Source organism: Acetobacter aceti, assembly GCF_002005445.1.
In the GTDB taxonomy this organism is placed as follows: domain Bacteria; phylum Pseudomonadota; class Alphaproteobacteria; order Acetobacterales; family Acetobacteraceae; genus Acetobacter; species Acetobacter aceti_B.
The window spans coordinates 2,072,641-2,093,960 of the sequence record NZ_CP014692.1; the positions used below are offsets into that span (position 1 = coordinate 2,072,641).

Sequence of the window (21,320 nt, forward strand, 5' to 3'; positions counted from 1 at the left end):
TGACGGCTGTCAATGTGACGACTGGCCGATTCTGGGCTCGGTTCCGTTCAGCAGCCGGGCGATATTGGCGCGATGCCTTACGAAAATAATGCAGGCGACCAGCACGCCAGCCAGCGGCTTTTCCGAACCTGAAAAGGAGTGTCCATTCAGGAAAAACAGGATGACAGGCATGCAGGCAAAGGCAAGCAGCGCCCCGGCTGAAGAAATGCGGGTCACTTTTGCGCCGACCAGCCAGATAAGGCAGCAGGCCAGACCAGTAACCGGCGACAGCGCCAGCACGACGCCCAGCCCCGTGGCCACGCCTTTTCCGCCCCTGAACCCGAGCCAGAGAGGAAAGCAGTGACCAAGCACGGCGAAGATCGCTGCCAGTGATGCAGCGCGATCACCGAGTTCCGGCGGCGTCATCACCCATGCGATGAGGACCGCAAGCGCACCTTTCAGGCCATCCAGAAGAAGCGTGGCGGCAGCGAGCTTCTTGTTACCCGTACGCAGCACATTGGTTGCGCCGATATTGCCTGAACCGATCTGACGGATATCACCCTGCCCGGAGGCGGCTGTCAGCAGCAGGCCGAACGGAATGCTTCCCAGCATGTAGGAAAGAAGCATCACACCTGCCAGCAAAGTGCCGGGTGACTCGAAAAAATTCACGCGGCACCTCCGAAGACCCGACGTCCGTTCTTCCAGGTGCCCAAGACCTTCCCTTCCAGCGCCCTGCCGTCAAACGGCGTATTCTGGGCGTGACCGGGAAGCTCGCCCGCAATCACCTGCCACGCGCGGTCGGGATCGAACAGACACAGGTCCGCTGGCGCTCCGGCGACGAGCGTTCCCACAGGCCGGGAACCACCGCGTGCGGCTGCACCACTCACGCCGAGCAGAGTTGCCGGTCGGCATGTCAGCAGCGCCAGTGCATCGCTCAGGGACAGGGTGCCATCGTGATAGCGCGTCAGTGTGACGCCAAGCAGCGTGGCGAGTCCGGTTCCGCCCGCCGAAGCCTGCGCGAACGGCAGACGCTTGTCGTCCGGGTCGCGCGGCGCATGATCGGAAGCGATGGCGTCGATCGTCCCGTCCGCCAGAGCCGCGCAGATGGCCAGCCGGTCATCCTCGCGACGCAGAGGTGGCGAGAATTTGGCGTAGGTCCGGAAATCACCGATCGCCGTTTCGTTGAGGTCGAAATACTGCGGAGCCGTATCACAGGTCACACGCACGCCGCGCGCCTTGGCCTGACGGATCAGTTCCACGCCCTCGCCCGTCGAGACATGGCCGAAATGCAGACGGCCACCGGTCATCTCCACCAGCCGGATGTCGCGGGCGATCATGATCGCTTCCGCCGCTGTCGGAATACCGGGCAGACCAAGACGCAGGGCCAGTTCACCTTCCGTCGCACAGCCGCCAGCCAGTGTCGGCTCTTCCGGATGCTGCACCACCAGCGCATCGAAAGCCTGCGCGTAGGTCAGCGCCAGCTTCATCTGACGCGCCGAGGCGATGGCGCGATTACCGTCCGTGAAAGCCACGGCTCCCGCTTCGGACAACAGACCGATCTCGGCCAGTTCCGCGCCCTGACAGCCCTTGGTAAGTGCGCCATAGGGCAGGATCGAGACGTAATCCGGCTCCTCACCGCGAAAACGCAGCATCCGCACCATGGCGGGATCATCGATGGGCGGAGAGCCGGTCGGCAGCACGGCGACGGTCGTTACGCCGCCCGCAAAGGCGGCCCGGGAAGCCGATTTGACCGTCTCACGGTATTCGTGTCCCGGTTCGCCAATCTCGACACGCATATCGACAAGGCCGGGACAGAGAACGGCGCCCTGCCCGTCTACAATTTCAGCTTCGTCCGGCTTGCCTTCTGAACCGGGCAGATCGTAGCCCACCACCACGCCGTCACGCACCAGCAGCCGTCCCGGCTTGTCCAGACCGGATGCAGGATCAATCAGACGCACATTTTCGAAAACGGTGCAGGTGCTCATGACCGGCCTCCACGGGACAGACGGTCAAGCACGGCCATTCGCACGGCGACTCCCATCTCCACCTGTTCGCGGATCACGCTCTGGTCGGAATCCGCAATCTGGCTGGCAATCTCCACGCCACGATTCATCGGGCCGGGATGCATGACCAGCGCGCCCGGCTTCGCCAGGTCGAGTCTGCGCTGATCGAGGCCGTAATAGCGGAAATATTCGCGGGCGCTGGGGATCAGCCCTCCCGACATCCGCTCTTTCTGAAGACGCAGCATCATCACCACGTCAACGTCACGCAACCCGGTTTCCATGGAATGGTGCACTTCAACACCAAGGCTCGCCATGGAGCGTGGCACCAGCGTCGGAGGACCGACCAGACGGACCTTGTTCGCCATGGACGTCAGCAGATGGATATTGGACCGCGCCACGCGGGAATGGGCGATGTCGCCACAGATGGCGACAGTCAGCCCTTCCAGACGTCCAAGATGACGACGGATGGTCAGCGCATCGAGCAGCGCCTGCGTCGGGTGCTCATGCGTGCCGTCTCCGGCGTTGATAACGGCAGCATCAACCTTCTGCGCCAGCAGCGCGGGCGCGCCGGACTGGGAGTGACGCACCACCAGCAGGTCGGTCCGCATGGCGTTCAGCGTCGCCGCTGTATCGAGCAGGGTTTCACCCTTGTTCACGGATGACTGCGCGACTGACATGTTCACCACGTCAGCGCCAAGACGCTTGCCCGCCAGCTCGAAGGATGTGCGCGTGCGCGTGCTGTCCTCAAAGAACAGGTTGATGAGCGTACGCCCCCGCAACAGATCCCGCGGTGTCTTGCGGGACCGGTTCAGGAGCGCGTAGCTCTCGGCCAGATCAAGAATGGGTTCTATCCGGGAGGGGTGCATCCCCTGAATCCCGAGAAGATGTCGGTCCGAGGGACCGAAAAAACGGGAGCCCCCGGACGACGCCTCAGCCATTCTGAACGGCCCCTATCCGTGCCAGCACTTCATCACGTCCCAGCGCCGCCGCCGTGGCGTCGATGCCCGGCGAGGTCGTCGTGCCGCACAGCGCGGCGCGAAGCGGCTGGGCGACTTTGCCGAGTTTCAGGTCATGCTTTTCAGCGAACAGCTTGAGTGCTTCATGAACCGGTTCCGCCGTAAAAGGCTCGACCACAGCCAGATCACGAGCCAGTTCGCCCAGCATCGTGCAGTTTTCAGGAGTAAGCTGCTTCTCGGCCTTGGCGTCGAAGGACAGCGGCACCTGACGACCAAGGAACGCGGCGCTCTCCGTCAGTTCGATCAGCGTGCGGGCGCGCTCTTTGAGACCGGGCATCAGTTCCAGCACGCGCTTGCGGACTTCCGGACCTGTTTCCACACCCTCACGGCTGGCCAGACGCTCCATTACGTCATTGGTCAGACGCTCGTCATCGGCTTCACGCAGATAGACGGCGTTGACGTGTTCCAGCTTGGTGTAATCCATGCGCGAGGCCGAGCGGCCCACGCCGGACAGGTCGAACAGGCGGATCTGCTCGTCACGCGACAGGATTTCCGCATCGCCGTGGCCCCAGCCGAGACGCAGCAGATAGTTGCAGAGCGCTTCCGGCAGATAGCCCATCTCGCGGAATTCGACGACTGACTGCGCGCCATGACGCTTCGACAGTTTCGCGCCATCGGGACCATGAATCAGGGGCAGATGGGCGAAACGCGGTGCTTCCCAACCCATTGCACGATAGATCATCAACTGACGGAAGGTGTTGGTCAGGTGATCGTCGCCACGGATGACGTGGGTGATCTCCATGTCATGGTCATCCACCACAACGGCGTGCTGATAGGTCGGCGTGCCGTCGGAGCGAAGGATGATCATGTCATCGAGTTCGGCGTTGGCCACGCGGACCTCGCCCTGCACAAGATCCTCGATCACGTTCTCGCCTTCACGCGGGGCCTTGATGCGGATGGCATACGGCGCACCGGCGGGCGCTTCGGAAGGGTCACGGTCGCGCCACATGCCGTTGTAACGGGGCGGCCTGCCCTCGGCCACGGCGGTCTCGCGCATTTCCTTCAGTTCTTCCGGCGTGCAGAAGCACCTGTAGGCCTTGCCTTCCGCCAGAAGCTGGAGCGCGACCTCCTTGTGACGCTCCTCCCGCGCGGACTGGAACACGGGTTCACCGTCCCATGTCAGTCCCATCCATCTGAGACCTTCGAAGATCACGTCCACGGCTTTCTGCGTGGAGCGTTCCTTGTCGGTGTCCTCGATGCGGAGCACGAACTGGCCGCCGCAATGACGGGCATAGAGGAAATTGAAGAGGGCGGCGCGGGCGTTGCCGATATGCAGCAACCCGGTCGGGGATGGGGCAAAGCGCGTACGAACGGTCATGACCGGGTGCATATCACGGAGGCGGAGGCGCGGCTATGGAGATTTCGGAACAGCCTTCTGAACGCAATGCGTTTGTCTTAACGGATTGAGAACGCATCACGACCGAACTGCGTGTTGCAACCGCACCATTTTCACAAGAGCGAGCCTCAGGTCCGTGTGATCGCCCGGTACCCGGTCAATGAACCGCAGCAGAACAGGCAGCATCATCTCCCCTCGCGCCTGATCCTTTCTCCACACCCGCAGAAACACCTGCAACCGACGTGACAGCCCTGCGGAACAGGTTTTGTCCTGTGCCGTCTGCCGCACCTCGATGACATACATACCGACCGTCATGATCGCCATATGCTGCGAAAAACGGGCGAAAACCACATCCTCCGGCACATTCCGCGCCGTTCGCACCGTCCGGACCATGCTGTCCGCATTCACGATCAGCCATGCACGTTCGGATATCATGCTGGTCGGATAGGTCAGGTCGAACAGACACCGCTGCGCCCAGCCAATCGTCCGTCGCAGATGGTCATCAGGTCGGAAGGTCAGCACAAACCGGAACATGACAGCGGAGAAAAACACCGCCCCAAGGAATGCGGAGGTGCCGTTCAGGAACGAGACTTCGTCATACCGCCCCATGTTCGCAGGCCCGATCAGAACGGGCAGAAACATGTTGAAGGAAAAGGCGTGATTGATCAGCCGGGGCGTCCGGGCCGCCAGACCGCCCGCCACCATCGGCACCATCAGCGCGCCAGCCAGAAGCTCCGGCGACGTCACACCGGGCACCACCAGCACCACAAAAACTGCCGCCACCAGCGCACACAGGAGTGCGCCACGGACAAAGTCGCCTGTCGCCAGCGTCGGCGTTTCCCGTGTGGCGAGCAGGCCGTAGACCAGCGCGACATAGGACACGAAGGTAATACCGGACGGCCAACCCGTGACTTCCCACAACAACCATGCCCCCACGATCCCGGCGGCAGCACGCAGTCCGTTACGCACACCTTCAATCCCCTGTCGCACCGAACGGGATCTAAAGCGGAATCGGTCGCCTCGCAGGGGAGAAACGATCAGCCGGACATGCTCGTCGGCATGGGCGAGACTGCGCTGAATTGTGGGCCAGCCAGCTTCCGCCCGCCTGCGCGCAAACGCCGCCAGCAGGGAGGCCAGCGCGGCGCGGGCGTGATCCGCCGCCCGTCCTGCCGCCGGCCCCATCTCCAGCACATCGTATTCAATGCGGGTCGCCGCCGCCATGATGTCTGCAAGCAACGCCTGCTGTACCGGACGGGAGAAGTCAGCGCCCTGAAGCATGATGCTGGTATGATCAGCAACATGCTTCAGGCGCTTCACGAGTGCGCGACGCGCCTTCCCTTCCATGTCCGGCATGAACATCATCGTCGCCACACCTTCGCAGACGATACCGAGCATGATGTAGGTTCCTCGCGCCATCGCCACGGAAAAGGCGGCGTCCGGATCCGGAATGGCGTCGACCGCGACGATGGCCGTCGTGAAACCGGCCACCAGAAAGCCGTAGCTCCGAAATCCGTCGAAGAAGGTGGCGCAACCGCAGCACAGACCGATCCACGCGGCCAGACCTGCGAAAAAAATGGCGGCCTGCTGTGGGAAGGACGCGATCAGCGCCACGCCGACGGAACAGCCGATGATTGTTCCCAACAAACGCCACCGCGCCTTGGAAATCGACTCACCACGCGAGGCTGTGGCGACCACCCAGACGGTCAGGGGCGCCCATTGCGGGCTGCCAAGCTCCATCCACATGGCGACAAGCAGGGAGAAGACCGCAGCGCAGGACGTCCGTACGGCGAACCCGAGATTCGCCATGGACGGCGCGAAAAGCCAGCTCCACTTTCGCTCTGCCGTCACCGTTGTCACGTCTGCCCGGTTCCCTGCTCACCCATTGATAATGGCGTTGCTAGCAGACGATAGCGGGAGAAAAGTCCAAGTCTTTCTTATGATGCAATTATAAGAAGCACTTATAATGGCGCTTTCAGAGGGTGAGAGCCCTTGTCAGATCCAGCTTGGTCACCGTGTCCCAGACACATTGCATGAGTGCGCTCATCAGTGGCTTTCGGAGTCTGATCACCCCCACAGGCACCTCCGGCGAAGGATGCAGACGACGGATATTCAGCCCTGCTCCATCACTGCCTGAAGGGAGGGCGGCAATCGGCAGGATGGAGGCCAGCCGCCCCGCTTTCAGTTCTGCGTGCAGCAGTTCAAGCGCATTGGTCTCGAACTGGATGTCCGGTTTCTTGACCTCCGCCTTCTCGAAAGCATCGTCCACGATCTGACGGCTTTTCATTGACCGGTCAAAAAGACAAAGGGGAAGTCCCGCTGCTTCCGACCAGTTGCAAGATGTCCGGCCCGGCAGGCTCACGCCAGAGCCCGCGGCCAGAACATGCTGCTCCCTGTAGAGCGTGTGCTCCTCAAGATTGGGGGAGGTTGTCTGCTGCTCGAGATAGACCAGTCCCAGATTGAAGCGCTCCTCAGCCAGTCCCAGCATCACTTCGGCGGAAGAGACGACCGTCACTTCCAGATGGAGAGCCGGAATCACGGCGCGAAGACTTTCCACCAGCAGGGGCGCAATCTGTATGGCGGGCGGCATGACGCCGATGGACAGAGAGCCACCCGCCACATCATGCGCGAACCCCGCCTCCTGCTTCAGTCCATCCAGCGCCGCCAGACTCTGGCGCGCCCAGGCGACAACGCGTTCGCCCTCCGGTGTAAGGCCAAGAACACGATGTCGCCGGCGCACGATGGAGACACCCAGTTCGTTTTCAAGCTGCCGGATGGCCGTGGAAAGCGCGGGCTGGGACACGCCGCAATGGGCCGCTGCGCGGGAGAAGTGCCGGAAGTGGTCAAGAGCGATCAGATAATTCAACTGCCGGAGAAACATCCGATCTTCCCTTTGTCATTCGTATTCGGTTTTGCGGGGAATAAAATGTCATAAACGAAAAATGCCCGGCTAAGAAAAGCCGGGCATTTCTGACATTACCGTTAAAAGAAGCGGGGCTTATCTGGAAGCAACCGCCAGGTTCCGTTGCGGAACAATCATCGAGACCACTCCCGTCACGATGATGTTAACAACCAGAGCAATCAGTCCCGTTGAAACCAGTTCGGACCAACCACCGATTGCAAGCGTATGAACCGGCTTCAGGCCATCGGCCCAGCAGATACCAAGACCAACCACCGTGCCGACAATCCAGCCTGTCAGCATACCGGTGGATGAGAACCGGAATTTTGTCAGGCCAAAGATCAGCGCCGGGAATGTCTGAAGAATGATCACGCCACCAAGAAGCTGAAGATCGATGGCGAACTTTGCGTTCAGGAACAGCACACAGAGCAGAGCGCCCAGCTTCACGCCGAGCGCTGCAATCCGGGAGGTCGTCACGCCAGCATAACGCTTCGGCAGGATGTTGTTCGTCAGCAGGTTGGCTGCACCGATCGCCATGACAGCGGCCGGAACGAGCGCTCCTACTGCAATGGCAGCGAAAGCAAAACCCGCAAACCAGTCCGGGAACAGTTTCAGAAACAGGTAAGGCACCACCATCGAAGACACGGTCGTATCGATGCCCGCGACGTGCGCCATCATGCCGAGCAGGGCGATCAGTCCGAGGACAATGGTGTAGATCGGCAGATAGACGGCGTTCTGCTTGACCGTATCCGCTGATTTGGCCGCCAGAATGCCTGTCAGCGTATGCGGATACAGGAATGCCGCCAGCGCGGAGGAAAGCGCCAGTGTGGCGTACGGCATAAGCTGCCCGGCCTTCATGACATGATCAGCATCCGGCATTGCCACCACGTTGTTCATGACATCGAACATGTGGCCATAGCCGCCGAGTTTGATCGGGATCAGCGTCACGGCGGCGATGACCGCGATGTAGATCATGATGTCCTTGATGAACGCCGTCAGAGCAGGCGCATGCAGACCGCCCATCCATGTGTAGGCCGCGAGGGAAACAAAGGCGATGATCAGCGGGATCTCACCCGAAAAGCCCAGCGCCTGCACGACGGTACGGATACCGATCAGCTGAAGCGCGATATAGGGCATGACGGCGATCAGGCCCGAAAACGCAACGGCCAACTCAAGAGCACGGCTGCCGAAACGTGCCCGGATCATGTCCGCAGCCGTCGCGTGACCGCCGTCATGGGCGATCTTCCACAGCTTGGGCATGACGACGAAGATGAACGGGTAGACGATGATGGTGTAGGGCAGCGCGAAGAAACCGTAAGCCCCCACCGCATAAACCAGAGCCGGAACCGCGATCACGGTGTAGGCCGTGTAGAAATCGCCTCCAACCAGAAACCACGTGACCCAAACTCCGAACTGTCGTCCGCCAAGGCCCCATTCTTCCGTGCCGTGACCGCCATGTCCTTCGACAGGCGTGGAAGGGGACGATTTCTTTCCGCCGGAAAACCATTTCTTCCAGTGGGAAACCGTGCTGCCTGCAATGATCGTCACCCCGAAGAACAGGATGAAGACGACGAGCGCAAGCGTATCAGCCGCAGGAATGCCGTTCATGACTGTGCTCCCTTTTTCCAGGCAAGCCAGATCAGAACTGACGTCACGGGGACCCAGGCGAACTGGTACCAGTAGAAGAAAGGAAATCCGAGCAGCATCGGGGTCTGGTGGTTATAGAAGGGCACCCACAGCAGCCCGACAAAGGGCGCAATGAGCAGGATATTGAAAATTTTCATTCAGCGACCACTTCTTATTATTCGTGTGTGTGTGTCGGATTTGTTGACACTGTAAAATGACCATCGGGAAGTCAATAGAACTTCCCGTGAAAGCGCGGTTTGATGCCATTTTCACAAGCTTTTCATCCGGCTCTCGATCACACCCGCCTCGGCGGTCTGTTTTACGATGTCGTGCAGCCCGCTCACTTCCCCACGCACACGCTCCGTTATCGTAACAACCGGGCAGCGTCCACTGTCGGCCTCGATACGCTGACCGATGCCGAATGGGTCGATCATTTCGGCCGTTTTGTCCCGCTTCCCGGCTCCCTGCCCCAGCCTCTGGCGCTGCGTTATCATGGCCACCAGTTCAGGCAGTACAACCCTGACCTCGGCGACGGCAGAGGATTTCTGTTCGCCCAGTTGCGGGATGATACCGGGCGTCTGCTCGACCTGGGCACCAAGGGTAGCGGGCGCACTCCATGGTCTCGCGGCGGCGATGGACGCCTGACCCTGAAAGGCGGCATGCGGGAGATTCTGGCCGCCTCCATGCTGGAAGCGCTGGGCGTTGAAACCTCCCGCGCCTTCAGCCTGATCGAAACCGGTGAGAACCTGGAGCGGAACGACGAACCGTCCCCCACGCGCTCCGCAGTTCTCGTGCGACTGGGTCACTCTCACATCCGCATCGGCACGTTCCAGCGTCTTGCGGCCAATGCCGAGACAGAGGCTCTGAAGCTACTCGTCACCTACGTTCGGGAGACCTACTACCCAGACCTGTCCGTCCCGGAAGATGGCAATGAAGCGCTGGTCCTGTTTGAAGCCGTGTGCGGTCGCGTCGCCCGTGTGGGAGCCCAGTGGATGGCCGCGGGCTTTGTCCACGGCGTCCTGAACACCGACAATATCGCGATTACGGGCGAGAGTTTCGACTATGGTCCATGGCGGTTCCTGCCCCGGTTCGATGCGGGCTTTACCGCCGCCTATTTCGACCATAACGGGCTTTACGCCTATGGACGCCAGCCACAGGCGCTGCTGTGGAATCTGGCCCGTTTGGCGGAATGCCTGCTGGAATTTGCCCCCCATGCCGGACTGACGGACGTTCTTTCCCGCTTTCCCGCACTTTATGAACGCGAACTGGATCTCGCATGGTGTCGTCGTCTTGGCGTCAGCCCGGACACTCCCGAGACCGATCGCGCCCTGCGGCATGCAGTCACGCTGTTTATGGAGACCTCAGGCATTCCGTTCCATTGCCTGCCCTTCGACTGGTATGGAGGCAGTGATGGCGCGGAGCGGGCGTTGAACGGTGAACGTGGCGACCTCTATCGTGACAGCGCCTTTGCAGAGGCCCGCGGCCTGCTCGAAAAACGGACCCCGGTCGCCTCCTATTCCGTAGATCATCCATATTTTTCAGGCGGTCAGCCCTGTAATATGCTGATCACGACGGTCGAGGCTCTCTGGACAAAAATCAGTGAGCAGGATGACTGGTCCGCCCTCGATGACAAGCTGGCAGAAATCGCCCTGATGGCCGATGCGCTGGGCCATATTCCCGCCGTGAAAACGTGAGGCCGGAGAAACCTCCTTCATGAACTCAAAAAATCTTCGCTTTTTGGACATATCCGGGCTTTAAGAACGGTTCTTCACCTTTAGGATACACGCCGCACGCGATATGTTCGCATTCCATGCGAACCGTAGGTGGCCCGCATATCCAGCTTTTGAACACTGTAACCTTGGGACCGGTTTCTTGGCGCGTATCAGCCGCATCCTTCCTGCCAGCCTTTCATCCGCCACGACGAAAACGTCGCTGAAACGCCGGGGTGACGAACTCGGCGGTGTTCTGCTATGGGTACTGGCGCTTGCCCTGACAACCTGCTTCTGGAGCTATGACCCGCTCGACCCCTCCCCGGATGTGTCGACCGACAGAGCGCCCACGAACCTGTTTGGACGACCGGGCGCGTTTCTTGCCGACATCCTCATTCAGGCGGTGGGACTCTCCACGGTCCTGCTCATCATCGCGCTCGTCGCATGGGGATGGAGAATCTTCCGGCATCGCGGCCTGAGCGTTTTTGTGCTGCGTGCGGTCGCTCTCTGCTGCCTCATGCTCGTGGGTTCGGCCCTGCTGGCGGCGCTTCCCATCCTGATCACGGCGTTTCATGCGCCCGCATGGCCATCCGATGCCGGGATCGGCGGTGGCATCGGCGCCAGCATGGCCCGGGAAGCCGTGGCGGCGGGCATGTCGGCCATCGGACCTGCGGGCGGCGTCATCATCTGGTGCCTTGGTCTGATACTGGCCGTTCTTCTTGGTGCGCTGGCTTTTGGTCTCGATCGCAATGAATGGAACAGCATCGCCCGCCTGACAGGCGCGACCATGCTGATCATCGGCCGTCAGCCCGGCCGTCTCGCCAGAGTGATTATCGCGCGGCAGCGCCGTGTCGTTCCGGGTCAGGAAGAGGCTTACGCTCGCAGCGACTATGGTAATGGCTATGATACAGCCATTTCCGAGAACGGCTTCGCCGAGCAGGACAATGGTAGCAAACGGTCATGGATTCCCCGACGGGCCAAGGCGTCCACGGCATCCGCCGGCCAGTATCTTGCGGCAAAAGCAGCGCAGGAAACACGGTTTGCGCCGCCGCCGCCCCGCTCGGAAACGGCGCGACAGCCTGCGGCCACTCGAAGCACAGCTCCGACCGGAACAGACGTCGCCCTTCTGGCGCCTTCACCGGAATCGCCTCCGGCAAACCGCCCGACCGGCCGCAGGCCCGCGAACACAGTCAACGAAGACGAACCCGTCTATGCGCTGCCGGGCCCGATGCATGACGCTCCACCGTCTGGCGAGCCCATGTCAGCCTATCGGGATGAGCGCGCTTCCGTCTCTGAACTTCTGGCCACACCTTCGTCTCAGCCGGAATCTCCGCCGCCCGCAGCCCGCCCTGAACCGATCACACAGTCAGCGGGTCACGGCGCCCCGGCTGAAGGGGAAAGCAGGAAATCCCTGCTTTCCAAACTCTTCGGTGGCCGGTCGGAGAATGAAGGAAGTTCGGCAGCAGGCCGTCGGGAAGCGGCGAAAACCTCTCAGGGCTGGATTCTGCCCCCCGTTTCCCTGCTGAAACTTCCACCCGCCTCACGGGCCGCCATGGCTCCATCACGGGAAATGCTGGAAGGCAACGCACGGCTTCTCGAAACGGTTCTGGCGGATTTCGGTGTTCAGGGTCGGATTGTCGATCTGCATCCCGGCCCCGTGGTGACACTGTATGAGCTTGAGCCAGCGCCCGGCATCCGTGCGGCCCGTGTCATCGGTCTGGCCGACGATGTCGCCCGCTCCCTGTCCGTGCTCAGCGTCCGTATCGCCACAGTCCCCGGCCGCAATGTCATCGGCATCGAAGTCCCGAATGCAACCCGCGAGACGGTCTATCTTTCTGAACTGTTCAAATGCCCGGAATGGGTAAACACGACGGCGCGGCTCGAACTGGCTCTCGGCAAGGATATCGAGGGAGAACCTGTTTTCGGCGACCTCGCCAAGATGCCGCATCTGCTCGTCGCAGGCACCACCGGTTCCGGCAAGTCGGTCGGGATCAACGCCATGATCCTGTCGCTGCTCTTCCGGCATTCTCCGGATGAGTGCCGCCTGATCATGATCGACCCGAAAGTGCTGGAACTGTCGATCTATGACGGCATCCCTCACCTGCTGACGCCGGTTGTCACCGAGCCGACCAAGGCCGTCACGGCCCTGAAATGGGTTGTGCGCGAGATGGACCGTCGCTATCGCGCCATGGCGCATCTGCAGGTCCGTAACATCGCCGGTTATAACGAGCGTGCGGCGCAGGTCCGTGACCGCGGCGAGGAAGTCACCCGGCGGGTGCAGACCGGCTACGATCCGGAAACGGGGAATCCGATTTTCGAAGAGCAGTCCCTGACGCTCGATCCGCTGCCCTTCATCGTCGTGGTGATCGACGAGATGGCCGATCTGATGATGACGGCGGGCAAGGAAATCGACGCCGCCGTCCAGCGTCTCGCGCAGAAGGCCCGTGCTGCGGGTATTCACGTCATCATGGCGACGCAGCGCCCGTCCGTGGACGTGATCACCGGCACCATCAAGGCCAACTTCCCGACGCGTATTTCCTTTCAGGTGATCAGCAAGTTCGACAGTCGTACGATCCTTGGCGAACAGGGTGCGGAACAGTTGCTTGGTCAGGGCGACATGCTGTTCATGCAGGGCGGTGGCCGTATTACCCGTGTGCATGGGCCATTCGTGGCTGACAGTGAAGTAGAAGCGGTGGTCGAGTTCCTGCGTGAGCAGGGTGAGCCGATTTACGACGAGGACGTCATTTCCGAACGAGAGGATGATGGCGCCGCAGGAGCTTTCGAAGCTGCGAGCGGTGGTGGAGACGGCGATACATCCGGTCTGTATGACAAGGCGGTCGCCATCGTGATCCGCGAAGGCAAGGCGTCCACCTCCTTCGTCCAGCGTCATCTTTCGATTGGCTACAACCGTGCCGCCAAGCTGATCGAGCAGATGGAGAAGAACGGCATCGTGACGGCAGCGGACCATGTTGGTCGCCGCAAGGTTCTGATCGGACGCGGCGCAGAAGACTGATGCGCCTGTTTCAGGCATGCTTCACAGGGTATCTTCGCCCGTTCAATCAGAATGATTTGAACGGGTTTTTCTCCACATCTCAGTAAGGCTCCTGCTCAAGGCAATTACCCTGGGCAGGCACCAGCTTTCCCCTGCTTTCTGGAAATGAGCGCATGATCATGACGGGTCTTTCTCCAGCTCTCCCGTTTGAAACGCTCTACGAAAGCAATCAGGCGCTCATCATCAACAAGCCAGCGGGATTGCCGGTTCATCCCGGCCCGAAGGGTGGTCCCAGTGTGGAAGACTGGTTTCCTCTGATGAGTCGCCGGAAACATGGTCCCTGGCTTGCTCACCGGCTTGATGCCGACACGGCGGGTTGCCTCGCCATCGCCCTTCGCAAACAGACGTTGCTAGCGATGCAGGCCTGTTTCTCACAAGGCCGGGCACGCAAGGTCTACTGGGCCATCGTGCAGGGTGTTACTCCCGAAACGGCGGAAATTGACGAGCCTCTGAAAAAAATCAGCAGCCGGTCCGAGGGATGGAAGATGTGTGCGGCGCCTGACGGGCAGAATGCACGCACGACGCTCAAACGACTGGGAACGGACGGCGTGTGTTCATGGGTGGAGCTCACCCTCCACACAGGCCGGACCCATCAGGCGCGCATTCATTGCGCCCTGTTGGGCACACCAATCAAAGGCGACCCGATCTATACGGAAAACAAGAACACGGGCTCAGGTCCGCTCCACCTGCTGAGCCGGGAGTTGTCCCTCCCGCTCCCAGCGCCAATAGCAGCCGTCGCCCCGCCGCCGCCTCATATGGAGGCGGCCTTACGGCGCTGTGGCTATCACCCGCAAACCGGGTGACAGGCGTTCAGGACTGAGTCATCAGTTGCTGACGGAGTGCCAGGACTTGCCCTGGAACTTGTAGTCCACGTGCAGTTCTTCGATGATGTCCGAGAAGACCTGGCTGTCATACACAACCATCGAAGGAATGGGACGAACCCGCATGAAGTCGGCATGGAATGTGCGGTTCAACGCACGTTCGAAAACACCGGGTCCTGTTTTATAGGGAATATACAGACCCGGATGCAGATAGCAGTTCCGGTAGAGCGACAGCAGAACATCTTCCAGAATGGGGCTGTTTGCGACCGAACCGAAAAAATCATTATGCACGACGCTGTCATGGGTCAGCAGGAATACATGTGAGTGGTGGTGTGACAGCTTCTCGAAGAAGACGTCCTCGGACCGGACCCGGATATCGGCATCAAGCCACCAGCCTCCCAGCTTCTGGATGACATGGGCACGCAGGAAATCAGCCGCCTCGGCAGGGTGCCGGGTGCTCAGGAACAGGGTCCGGGCCTCGACGCCATAGAGCTCATACAGCCACTGGGCGGCTTCTTCCTGATTGAAAGTCCTGACCTCAACTCCCTTGAGGTTACGATGATACTCGAAGTTCCGCTCGACTTCCTCCGGCGTCTCCTTGTCCCAGTACATGAAAATCTTGCGCGGGATGAGAGCGCCGGGATTACGGCTATCTGCCACACCATTCCGCATCTGCTCGGTGTAGAGACGGTTCATGATCTCCAGATACAGCCGGTCGCATTCTTCGCCGGTATGGAACTCGTCGTAACAGTTCCCCATGATCCGTGCGGCCTTGATCAGGTCGCCTGCGGTCCATGCTGTCTGGATGCCAAGGATATAATTGTAGAGCGGAAGTGACAGGGACCGCAGTGCATCCATATCTGCCTGATTGAGCGGCAGACCGGCCTTCAGCTGGCACAGAAGGCTGACATGAAGCAGGATATGCGCGCCGGGATGCTGATCCGGAGATTTGGAATGAAGTTCATACCCGATATGATAAACGCGAGCGGCTTCGGCAACGCACCGATCGGTATGGAGGACATTGGCGAGATAAAATGCTTTTTCGACGGTGTCGCAGCCATGCTCGTTATAATAGGCAACGGCTCTTTCATTGTTCGCCAGGTCGGAGGGGGTAAGATGCGGTGGTGTTACCGGTTCAGTCATTCCATTATCTCCGACGCCTTGTCTGGCCAACTTATTAGCAAATCCTCAGACCGTTACAACCGGAACGGACGTTCATTTGGATCATAGCTACTCCTGATTATCATTTTTTACCCGTTGAAATGAAAAACATTATTTCATGGCGCAGTCTCCGCAGGGCCTTCCCGGCAATCAGGTGCGAGGCCCCCTTAACAAACCACTGTAACATCGTCATCGTGGCACCCTTTTATTACTGTCCGGCAGGGGAGGCTCTCCATGACACGCCCTCAAAATATTCTGGTTCGTGGCGCAGGGGTCGCCGGTCTTGTTTCTGCTGTCAGACTGGCCAGTCGTGGAGCCCGCGTCACCCTCGCTGAAGCGGGTCCGAAAGTCGGGTCAGGGGCTTCCTGGATGGCGGGAGGGATGCTGGCTCCCTGGTGCGAAGCAGAGTCGGCGCCCCCTGAAGTGACAGAGCGTTCGATTGATTCCCTTGCCTGGTGGCGCGCAAACGTCCCTGACGTGCAATCCAATGGCAGTCTTGTGGTCGCTCCGCCCCGCGACACGGCGGAGATCGCCCGCTTTGGACGCCGCACCAGTCACTTTCGGGAAATCGGGCCACAGGAAATCGAAGACCTGGAACCGGATCTCGCCGATCGCTTTCAAAAGGCGCTCTTCTTTCCGGAAGAAGGGCATCTCGATCCACGCAAGGCTCTGCCTGCCCTCGCCCAGCGTCTGGTGAACGAACTGGGTGGACGCCTTCTGCTGAATTGCCCGCATGCGCCAGCCGACCTGTCCTACGACTGGACCGTTGATGCAACGGGCCTTCGCGCCCGGGAGGAACTTCCCTCTCTACGCGGCGTAAGAGGAGAGATGCTCCTCCTCCGCTGCCCGGACGTGGCGCTGCACAGACCCGTGCGGATGCTGCACCCCCGCATCCCCATCTATATAGTGCCGCGTGCCGATCACCTGTTCATGGTCGGCGCAACGATGATCGAGAGTGAAAATGACGGCCCCGTCACGCTCCGGTCGATGAGCGAACTGCTCAACGCGGCCTGGACGCTCCACCCCGGATTTGCGGAAGCCGAGATTGTCGATATCGGTACTGGTCTGAGACCTTCCTATCCTGACAACGTGCCTCTTGTGACCCGGGAAGACCGTACCATCTTCGTCAACGGGATGTATCGTCACGGTTACCTGCTGTCGCCCTGGCTGGGCCAGCAGGTCGAGAAGCTCGTATTCGATTCGTAGAAGACCCGTGACTTGCGTGGCCTTCCTGAAAGCCCCAAGTGATGCAGGAGCGACGCCGGTGGTGATGGCCTCATCGACAACTGCCCCGATGACAACTGCTCAGGTGACGATGGATGGTCAGGGAGACTGACATGAACATTATGGTCAATGATGAAGCCCGCGAGGTGAGTGCTCCCACCCTTGCCGCTCTTGTTGATGAACTGGGTCTGACGGGCGCCCGGATCGCAACCGCCGTAAATGGTGATTTCGTCCCGGCCTCTCGCCGCACCCATCTGGCCATTGCAGAGGGGATGAAGATCGAAATCGTCGCCCCCATGCAGGGTGGATAAAACCGATGAAATTTTACGGAACCAGTCTTTCTTCCCCCCTGATGCTGGGTACGGCGCAGTACCCTTCGCCCGAAATCCTCGCCTCCGCCGTGAGGGCGGCTCAGGCCGGCGTGATCACCGTCTCGCTGCGACGGGAATCCGCTGGCCAGAAGGCAGGGCAGGCGTTCTGGTCCCTCATCCGTGAGCTTGATGTTCCGGTTCTCCCCAACACGGCCGGATGCCACACGGTCAAGGAAGCAGTCACCACGGCCCATATGGCCCGCGAAGTGTTCGAGACGGACTGGGTCAAGCTGGAAGTCATCGGCGAGTCCGATACGCTGCAACCGGATGTCTTCGGCCTTGTGGAAGCGGCGCGCATCCTCACTTCGGAAGGGTTCAAGGTTTTTCCCTATACGACTGAAGATCTGGTGGTGGCGGAAAAGCTTCTTGCCGCGGGCTGCGAAGTGCTGATGCCGTGGGGTGCGCCGATCGGCTCAGGCAAAGGTCTGAACAATGTATTCGGGCTGAGGGCTCTTCGCGCTCATTTCCCGGACGTCCCTCTTGTGGTCGACGCCGGAATCGGCGTGCCGTCCCATGCCGCTCAGGCCATGGAACTCGGCTATGACGCCGTTCTGATCAACACGGCGGTCGCCAGGGCGGGCGATCCGGTGGCCATGGCCCGCGCGTTCAGCCTTGCCGTCGAAGCCGGAGCTCTCGCCCGTCAGGCTGACCCCATGGCGGAACGCGACATGGCGGCCCCCTCCACTCCCCTGCTCGGAAAGCCTGTGCTCGCATGACCCATTCACCGCTACCCCAGCGCATCTATCCTGTTGTGGACCGGGCGTTCTGGGTCGACCGTCTGGGAGCAGCCGGAGCACGCTTCATCCAGCTTCGCATCAAGGACAAGGTGGGGGAGGCGTTTATTGATGAACTGAAGGAAGGTCTGCGTTTCGCCGACCGGCACGGCGTATCACTGGTCGTCAATGATTTCTGGCGGGAAGCCATTCTGTGTGGAGCGCCGTGGGTACATCTGGGTCAGGAAGACCTTGATACAGCGGACCTCGAAGCCATCCGGAAAGCAGGCATCCGGTTCGGCATCAGCACGCACTGTGTGGAGGAGCTGGACCGCGCTCTGGCGACAAGGCCTGATTACGTTGCTCTGGGGCCAATCTGGCCTACACGCCTCAAGAAAATGGCCTTTGGTCCGCAGGGTACGGAAAAACTGACCGAATGGCGCAGGAAAATTGGCGACCTGCCTCTGGTGGCGATTGGCGGCGTAACCCTGAGCCGTGCGCCCGAATGTATCGTCGCCGGTGCGGACTGCGTTTCCGCCGTTTCCGACTTCATTCTGTCACCCGATCCGGAAGCCCAGATCACAGCATGGCTGGAAGCAACAGAAAAAAAATAGTGCAAAACGACATCGTGCCAACAATCGCTGCTCGCCGCTTAAATGTTCTTCAATAGCTGTGACTGATTATCCTGCCAGTTGGTTGGATCGAAAGTTGTGCAGTTGATACCCGTCATTAATAAAGCTGCCAGATTGATTACTGCATGCGCCCTGAGTCATGGTCTTTTCATCGCCATGTCTTTTCGCGCACACGCTTTCGACTCCAAGGATGTCAACATCTTGAGGGAGACGCTGCACTTTATCGTGCCGCCGCCGAAAGGAGAGATTACTGTAGCGGTTGTATACAACCCCGCAGTGACAGGCTCGGTGCAGGAAGCACAGCAGATCAGCAAAGCTTTCTCCGATACTTCACAGGGTGTCGACATCGTCATGCATGCTTTCCCCGTAAGTCTCGATGGTCTGAATCGCAGCACGTTCGCCGCGGTCGTGTCCGCCAACGGAGCAGGCACTCCCACCCTGAAAAATGCGCTCAGCTCACATCACGCCGTCTGCGTGACAGGACATCTGGATCAGGTAGAGAGCGGAAGCTGCCAGATTTATCTCACTTCGCGGCCGACTGTGGATATCCGCCTCAATCAGGATGCCACTGACGCCGCGGACGTGCATTTTGCAACGGCTTTCAGAATCATGGTGCGCACGCTCTGATCAACGTTGAGTTACGCATTGCGCCACGTATGCCGCCATATCTGCGATGACCTGCTCTATTTTCTGGGCAAACCGGGGATTTAGCCCCGAACTGCCGTTTGCCCGCCGGCTCACATAGAGAGCACGATTCATCTCAAGCTGTATGGCGCTCACCCCTTCATCCGGACATCCGTAATGGCTGGTTATGAATCCTCCTGCGAACGGGTGATTCCGGGCGACTTTCATATCCTGCGCCAGCAGGCTTCGGGCCATCGCCTGCACATAGTGCAACTCACTCGATATTCCGAAGCAGTCGCCAATCACACAATCCGCTTTTGAGCCATCGACCCCTGCCGGCATGGAGTGCATATCGAGCAGCACACAGAAACCGTGCTTCTCTTTCATGTCTCTGACCAGTTTGCCGAGCGTGGTGTGATACGGATGCCAGTAGCGTCTCAGGCGGGATGTCGTCTCCTCCATGGAAATTTTGTTCGCATAGAGCTGCCTGCCACCCGAAACCACGACCGGAACACTTCCCAGCCCTGCGCGCCCACGGGCTGAAGGCCTGAGCGTCCCCTCCTCTGCCCCGTTGATCATGGCCGGATCCAGATCGAGAGAAGCCCTGTTCACATCGCAGACCACTCTCGGAAATGTAGCGGAGAGCAGAGTCGCGCCATGAACCGGCGCAGAGGCCACGAGAGTATCAACATGGAAATCCTCACCACTCCGCAACACATCAAGAGGCAGCCTGACCTGAGCAAGAAAGCCGGAAGAATAATCGCGTCCGGAATGAGGTGATGAAATAATCAGCGGTATTGATTTTCCAGACGGATGCACAACCGTGACAGGCGGATTCGCGTGAAAGCCGTCAGTTGCGCCTTCTTCTGTGATATTGAAAGAATCGCTGAAAGCAGCGCCTGATTGGTCCAGCATAAGCACTCGGAACAGGGGGTCGTTGGGGTGTTCTAACAGGCTACACTATTTTTCACACATGGGCTTGCCTTCTTCGCAGAGCCTCTTTAAAAGCCCGTTTACCGAACAGATGGGCGCATAGCTCAGCGGTAGAGCACTACCTTGACATGGTAGGGGTCACAGGTTCAATCCCTGTTGCGCCCACCATCCGTTCCGGCAGAAAACAAACGGTTTTCTGAGGCTTATGCATTGGACTTCCATCCTTTGCAGTTGAGTCTAGCACGCTATTAGCACGCAAATTGAGATTTACCATTGACCGGGCTGCCACCCGGTCAATGGTGCTTGCGACCTCTTCTTCGCGCGCGCCGCGTCAAGCTCAGTTGATCTTGAGAATCGGCTTGTCCTTGTAGGTCACGAGATGACCAGAAGGGACGCTCTCAATCCACGATCTCAAAAACTCCGGCATCGGAATACGTGGTCGTCGCTTCTTCGTTCGAGCCCGACCTGGCGGGTTGAGGTCAATCACCCCATGCCCCAGATCGCATTGCTCACGAGTGAGTTGCAGAAGCGCCTCAGGGCGTGACGCCGTCCCGATGAGAAGCGCAAGAAACATGCGAAGATGGGACGGCATATCTGTCGCCCAAAGCCGAGCCATCTCCCGAATCGTCATAATGCGCTCGCCCCCTTCACCCTCGGGTGGCAGCACAATCGGAATCTGACGGTCGATCTCGCCATTCTTCCAGGCCCAATTCACAACGGCAGCAGCGATACCCATGACGCGGCGCGTACACGCGGGACACGGGGCGTCTTCGACACCATGAAGGCCACCGTGAACCGCTTCGGCCCCGGCAACGCGCCGACTATGGGGTCGAACCAATCTGCCGGATATTGTGGATCGCCCCAGAGGCCTATTCCGAGCGAGGGCGAAAACGGCGCGAGCCGACGCGCCGGTTCCACGCGGGAACAACGGGATGCCGCTCTGCATTCGGATATTCTGCGTGTTTCCAATGAGAAATTCAGCGGTTGCGGCATGCGCAGGGTCTGGCGGCAGATGCGCGACCTCGCCCTGCACGGCGGCGTCCGCGACAAGCCCAAACGCACGACGCTCAGCGACAAGAGCGCCGTGTCCGCGCGACACGGTGAACCGCCAGTTCAACACGCTGGCGCCGAACCGGTTGTGGGTGTCGGATTTCACCTCTGTCGCCACGTGTTCGGAGTTCGTGTATGGCGCGTTCATTATCGACGTGCTCGCCTGATACGTCG

General features: G+C 60.0%; 19 protein-coding genes and 1 tRNA gene. 9 read left to right on the plus strand and 11 right to left on the minus strand.

The window, feature by feature from the left end; genetic code table 11:
• Nucleotides 1-9 precede the first annotated feature (9 nt).
• The 8 genes from plsY to A0U92_RS09415 form a co-directional block, all read right to left on the minus strand.
• The gene (gene plsY, locus A0U92_RS09380; protein ID WP_077812987.1) at nt 10-648 is read right to left on the minus strand and encodes a glycerol-3-phosphate 1-O-acyltransferase PlsY; all 639 of its coding nucleotides are present in this window, start codon (nt 646-648) and stop codon (nt 10-12) included.
• The gene (locus A0U92_RS09385) at nt 645-1,964 is read right to left on the minus strand and encodes a dihydroorotase (protein ID WP_077812988.1); all 1,320 of its coding nucleotides are present in this window, start codon (nt 1,962-1,964) and stop codon (nt 645-647) included. Before A0U92_RS09385 ends, plsY begins: the two co-directional genes overlap by 4 nt.
• Nucleotides 1,961-2,920: an aspartate carbamoyltransferase catalytic subunit gene (locus A0U92_RS09390; RefSeq protein WP_077812989.1), complete on the minus strand. Its 960-nt coding sequence runs from the start codon at nt 2,918-2,920 to the stop codon at nt 1,961-1,963. Before A0U92_RS09390 ends, A0U92_RS09385 begins: the two co-directional genes overlap by 4 nt.
• Nucleotides 2,913-4,316, minus strand: coding sequence for a glutamate--tRNA ligase (gene gltX, locus A0U92_RS09395; protein WP_187668739.1), 1,404 nt, complete (start codon nt 4,314-4,316; stop codon nt 2,913-2,915). The genes A0U92_RS09390 and gltX overlap by 8 nt, the downstream gene beginning before the upstream one ends.
• A 96-nt stretch (nt 4,317-4,412) precedes the next feature.
• Nucleotides 4,413-6,191, minus strand: a complete 1,779-nt coding sequence (locus A0U92_RS09400; RefSeq protein WP_077812991.1) for an FUSC family protein — start codon at nt 6,189-6,191, stop codon at nt 4,413-4,415.
• Nucleotides 6,192-6,306: 115 nt separating this feature from the next.
• Nucleotides 6,307-7,212 (minus strand): LysR family transcriptional regulator, encoded by a 906-nt coding sequence (locus A0U92_RS09405; protein ID WP_077812992.1) that lies wholly within the window; start codon nt 7,210-7,212, stop codon nt 6,307-6,309.
• Between the two features lie 117 nt (nt 7,213-7,329).
• Complete coding sequence (locus tag A0U92_RS09410) at nt 7,330-8,838, minus strand: sodium:solute symporter family protein (protein ID WP_077812993.1); 1,509 nt, start codon at nt 8,836-8,838, stop codon at nt 7,330-7,332.
• Nucleotides 8,835-9,014, minus strand: a complete 180-nt coding sequence (locus A0U92_RS09415; RefSeq protein ID WP_077812994.1) for a DUF3311 domain-containing protein — start codon at nt 9,012-9,014, stop codon at nt 8,835-8,837. The genes A0U92_RS09410 and A0U92_RS09415 overlap by 4 nt, the downstream gene beginning before the upstream one ends.
• 102 nt (nt 9,015-9,116) lie before the next feature.
• Between A0U92_RS09415 and A0U92_RS09420 the strand changes: the two genes are divergently transcribed.
• The 3 genes from A0U92_RS09420 (at nt 9,117) to A0U92_RS09430 (ending at nt 14,420) form a co-directional block, all read left to right on the plus strand.
• Nucleotides 9,117-10,550: a protein adenylyltransferase SelO family protein gene (locus A0U92_RS09420; RefSeq protein ID WP_077812995.1), complete on the plus strand. Its 1,434-nt coding sequence runs from the start codon at nt 9,117-9,119 to the stop codon at nt 10,548-10,550.
• Between the two features lie 178 nt (nt 10,551-10,728).
• Nucleotides 10,729-13,578, plus strand: a complete 2,850-nt coding sequence (locus A0U92_RS09425) for a DNA translocase FtsK (protein WP_149026436.1) — start codon at nt 10,729-10,731, stop codon at nt 13,576-13,578.
• A 158-nt stretch (nt 13,579-13,736) separates the two neighbouring features.
• Entirely contained in the window at nt 13,737-14,420 is a 684-nt protein-coding gene (locus tag A0U92_RS09430) for an RluA family pseudouridine synthase (RefSeq protein ID WP_077814357.1), read from the plus strand.
• Between the two features lie 21 nt (nt 14,421-14,441).
• On the opposite strand, the gene A0U92_RS09435 is transcribed toward A0U92_RS09430, so the two are convergent.
• Complete coding sequence (locus tag A0U92_RS09435) at nt 14,442-15,581, minus strand: glycosyltransferase family 32 protein (protein ID WP_077812997.1); 1,140 nt, start codon at nt 15,579-15,581, stop codon at nt 14,442-14,444.
• A gap of 252 nt (nt 15,582-15,833) precedes the next feature.
• Between A0U92_RS09435 and thiO the strand changes: the two genes are divergently transcribed.
• The 5 genes from thiO to A0U92_RS09460 all read left to right on the plus strand — a co-directional run bounded on the left by thiO (nt 15,834) and on the right by A0U92_RS09460 (nt 19,166).
• On the plus strand, nt 15,834-16,805 hold the full coding sequence (gene thiO, locus A0U92_RS09440; RefSeq protein ID WP_077812998.1) for a glycine oxidase ThiO: 972 nt from the start codon (nt 15,834-15,836) through the stop codon (nt 16,803-16,805).
• A 131-nt stretch (nt 16,806-16,936) separates the two neighbouring features.
• On the plus strand, nt 16,937-17,134 hold the full coding sequence (thiS, locus tag A0U92_RS09445; RefSeq protein ID WP_077812999.1) for a sulfur carrier protein ThiS: 198 nt from the start codon (nt 16,937-16,939) through the stop codon (nt 17,132-17,134).
• 5 nt (nt 17,135-17,139) lie between these two features.
• Nucleotides 17,140-17,910, plus strand: coding sequence for a thiazole synthase (locus tag A0U92_RS09450; protein ID WP_077813000.1), 771 nt, complete (start codon nt 17,140-17,142; stop codon nt 17,908-17,910).
• Complete coding sequence (locus tag A0U92_RS09455) at nt 17,907-18,521, plus strand: thiamine phosphate synthase (RefSeq protein ID WP_077813001.1); 615 nt, start codon at nt 17,907-17,909, stop codon at nt 18,519-18,521. The genes A0U92_RS09450 and A0U92_RS09455 overlap by 4 nt, the downstream gene beginning before the upstream one ends.
• A gap of 219 nt (nt 18,522-18,740) precedes the next feature.
• The gene (locus A0U92_RS09460; protein ID WP_149026437.1) at nt 18,741-19,166 is read left to right on the plus strand and encodes a hypothetical protein; all 426 of its coding nucleotides are present in this window, start codon (nt 18,741-18,743) and stop codon (nt 19,164-19,166) included.
• Here the strand turns inward: A0U92_RS09460 and A0U92_RS09465 are convergent, their stop codons facing one another.
• Complete coding sequence (locus A0U92_RS09465; RefSeq protein WP_077813003.1) at nt 19,167-20,078, minus strand: N-formylglutamate amidohydrolase; 912 nt, start codon at nt 20,076-20,078, stop codon at nt 19,167-19,169.
• A gap of 111 nt (nt 20,079-20,189) precedes the next feature.
• On the opposite strand from A0U92_RS09465, the gene A0U92_RS09470 reads away from it, so the two are divergent.
• Nucleotides 20,190-20,264: transfer RNA gene (locus A0U92_RS09470), tRNA-Val, on the plus strand.
• 169 nt (nt 20,265-20,433) lie between these two features.
• Here the strand turns inward: A0U92_RS09470 and A0U92_RS09475 are convergent.
• Nucleotides 20,434-21,294: a site-specific integrase gene (locus A0U92_RS09475; protein ID WP_077813004.1), complete on the minus strand. Its 861-nt coding sequence runs from the start codon at nt 21,292-21,294 to the stop codon at nt 20,434-20,436.
• Nucleotides 21,295-21,320 lie beyond the last annotated feature (26 nt).

Bases quoted from the DNA above. Each gene is read 5' to 3' on its own strand.
- A0U92_RS09415 (WP_077812994.1), bottom strand. From the start codon at position 9,014: ATGAAAATTTTCAATATCCTGCTCATTGCGCCCTTTGTCGGGCTGCTG.
- A0U92_RS09475 (WP_077813004.1), bottom strand. From the start codon at position 21,294: ATGAACGCGCCATACACGAACTCCGAACACGTGGCGACAGAGGTGAAA.
- thiO (WP_077812998.1), top strand. From the start codon at position 15,834: ATGACACGCCCTCAAAATATTCTGGTTCGTGGCGCAGGGGTCGCCGGT.
- gltX (WP_187668739.1), bottom strand. From the start codon at position 4,316: ATGACCGTTCGTACGCGCTTTGCCCCATCCCCGACCGGGTTGCTGCAT.
- A0U92_RS09385 (WP_077812988.1), bottom strand. From the start codon at position 1,964: ATGAGCACCTGCACCGTTTTCGAAAATGTGCGTCTGATTGATCCTGCA.
- A0U92_RS09435 (WP_077812997.1), bottom strand. From the start codon at position 15,581: ATGACTGAACCGGTAACACCACCGCATCTTACCCCCTCCGACCTGGCG.
- A0U92_RS09410 (WP_077812993.1), bottom strand. From the start codon at position 8,838: ATGAACGGCATTCCTGCGGCTGATACGCTTGCGCTCGTCGTCTTCATC.
- thiS (WP_077812999.1), top strand. From the start codon at position 16,937: ATGAACATTATGGTCAATGATGAAGCCCGCGAGGTGAGTGCTCCCACC.
- A0U92_RS09465 (WP_077813003.1), bottom strand. From the start codon at position 20,078: ATGCTGGACCAATCAGGCGCTGCTTTCAGCGATTCTTTCAATATCACA.
- A0U92_RS09420 (WP_077812995.1), top strand. From the start codon at position 9,117: ATGCCATTTTCACAAGCTTTTCATCCGGCTCTCGATCACACCCGCCTC.
- A0U92_RS09430 (WP_077814357.1), top strand. From the start codon at position 13,737: ATGACGGGTCTTTCTCCAGCTCTCCCGTTTGAAACGCTCTACGAAAGC.
- A0U92_RS09455 (WP_077813001.1), top strand. From the start codon at position 17,907: ATGACCCATTCACCGCTACCCCAGCGCATCTATCCTGTTGTGGACCGG.
- A0U92_RS09405 (WP_077812992.1), bottom strand. From the start codon at position 7,212: ATGTTTCTCCGGCAGTTGAATTATCTGATCGCTCTTGACCACTTCCGG.
- A0U92_RS09450 (WP_077813000.1), top strand. From the start codon at position 17,140: ATGAAATTTTACGGAACCAGTCTTTCTTCCCCCCTGATGCTGGGTACG.
- A0U92_RS09390 (WP_077812989.1), bottom strand. From the start codon at position 2,920: ATGGCTGAGGCGTCGTCCGGGGGCTCCCGTTTTTTCGGTCCCTCGGAC.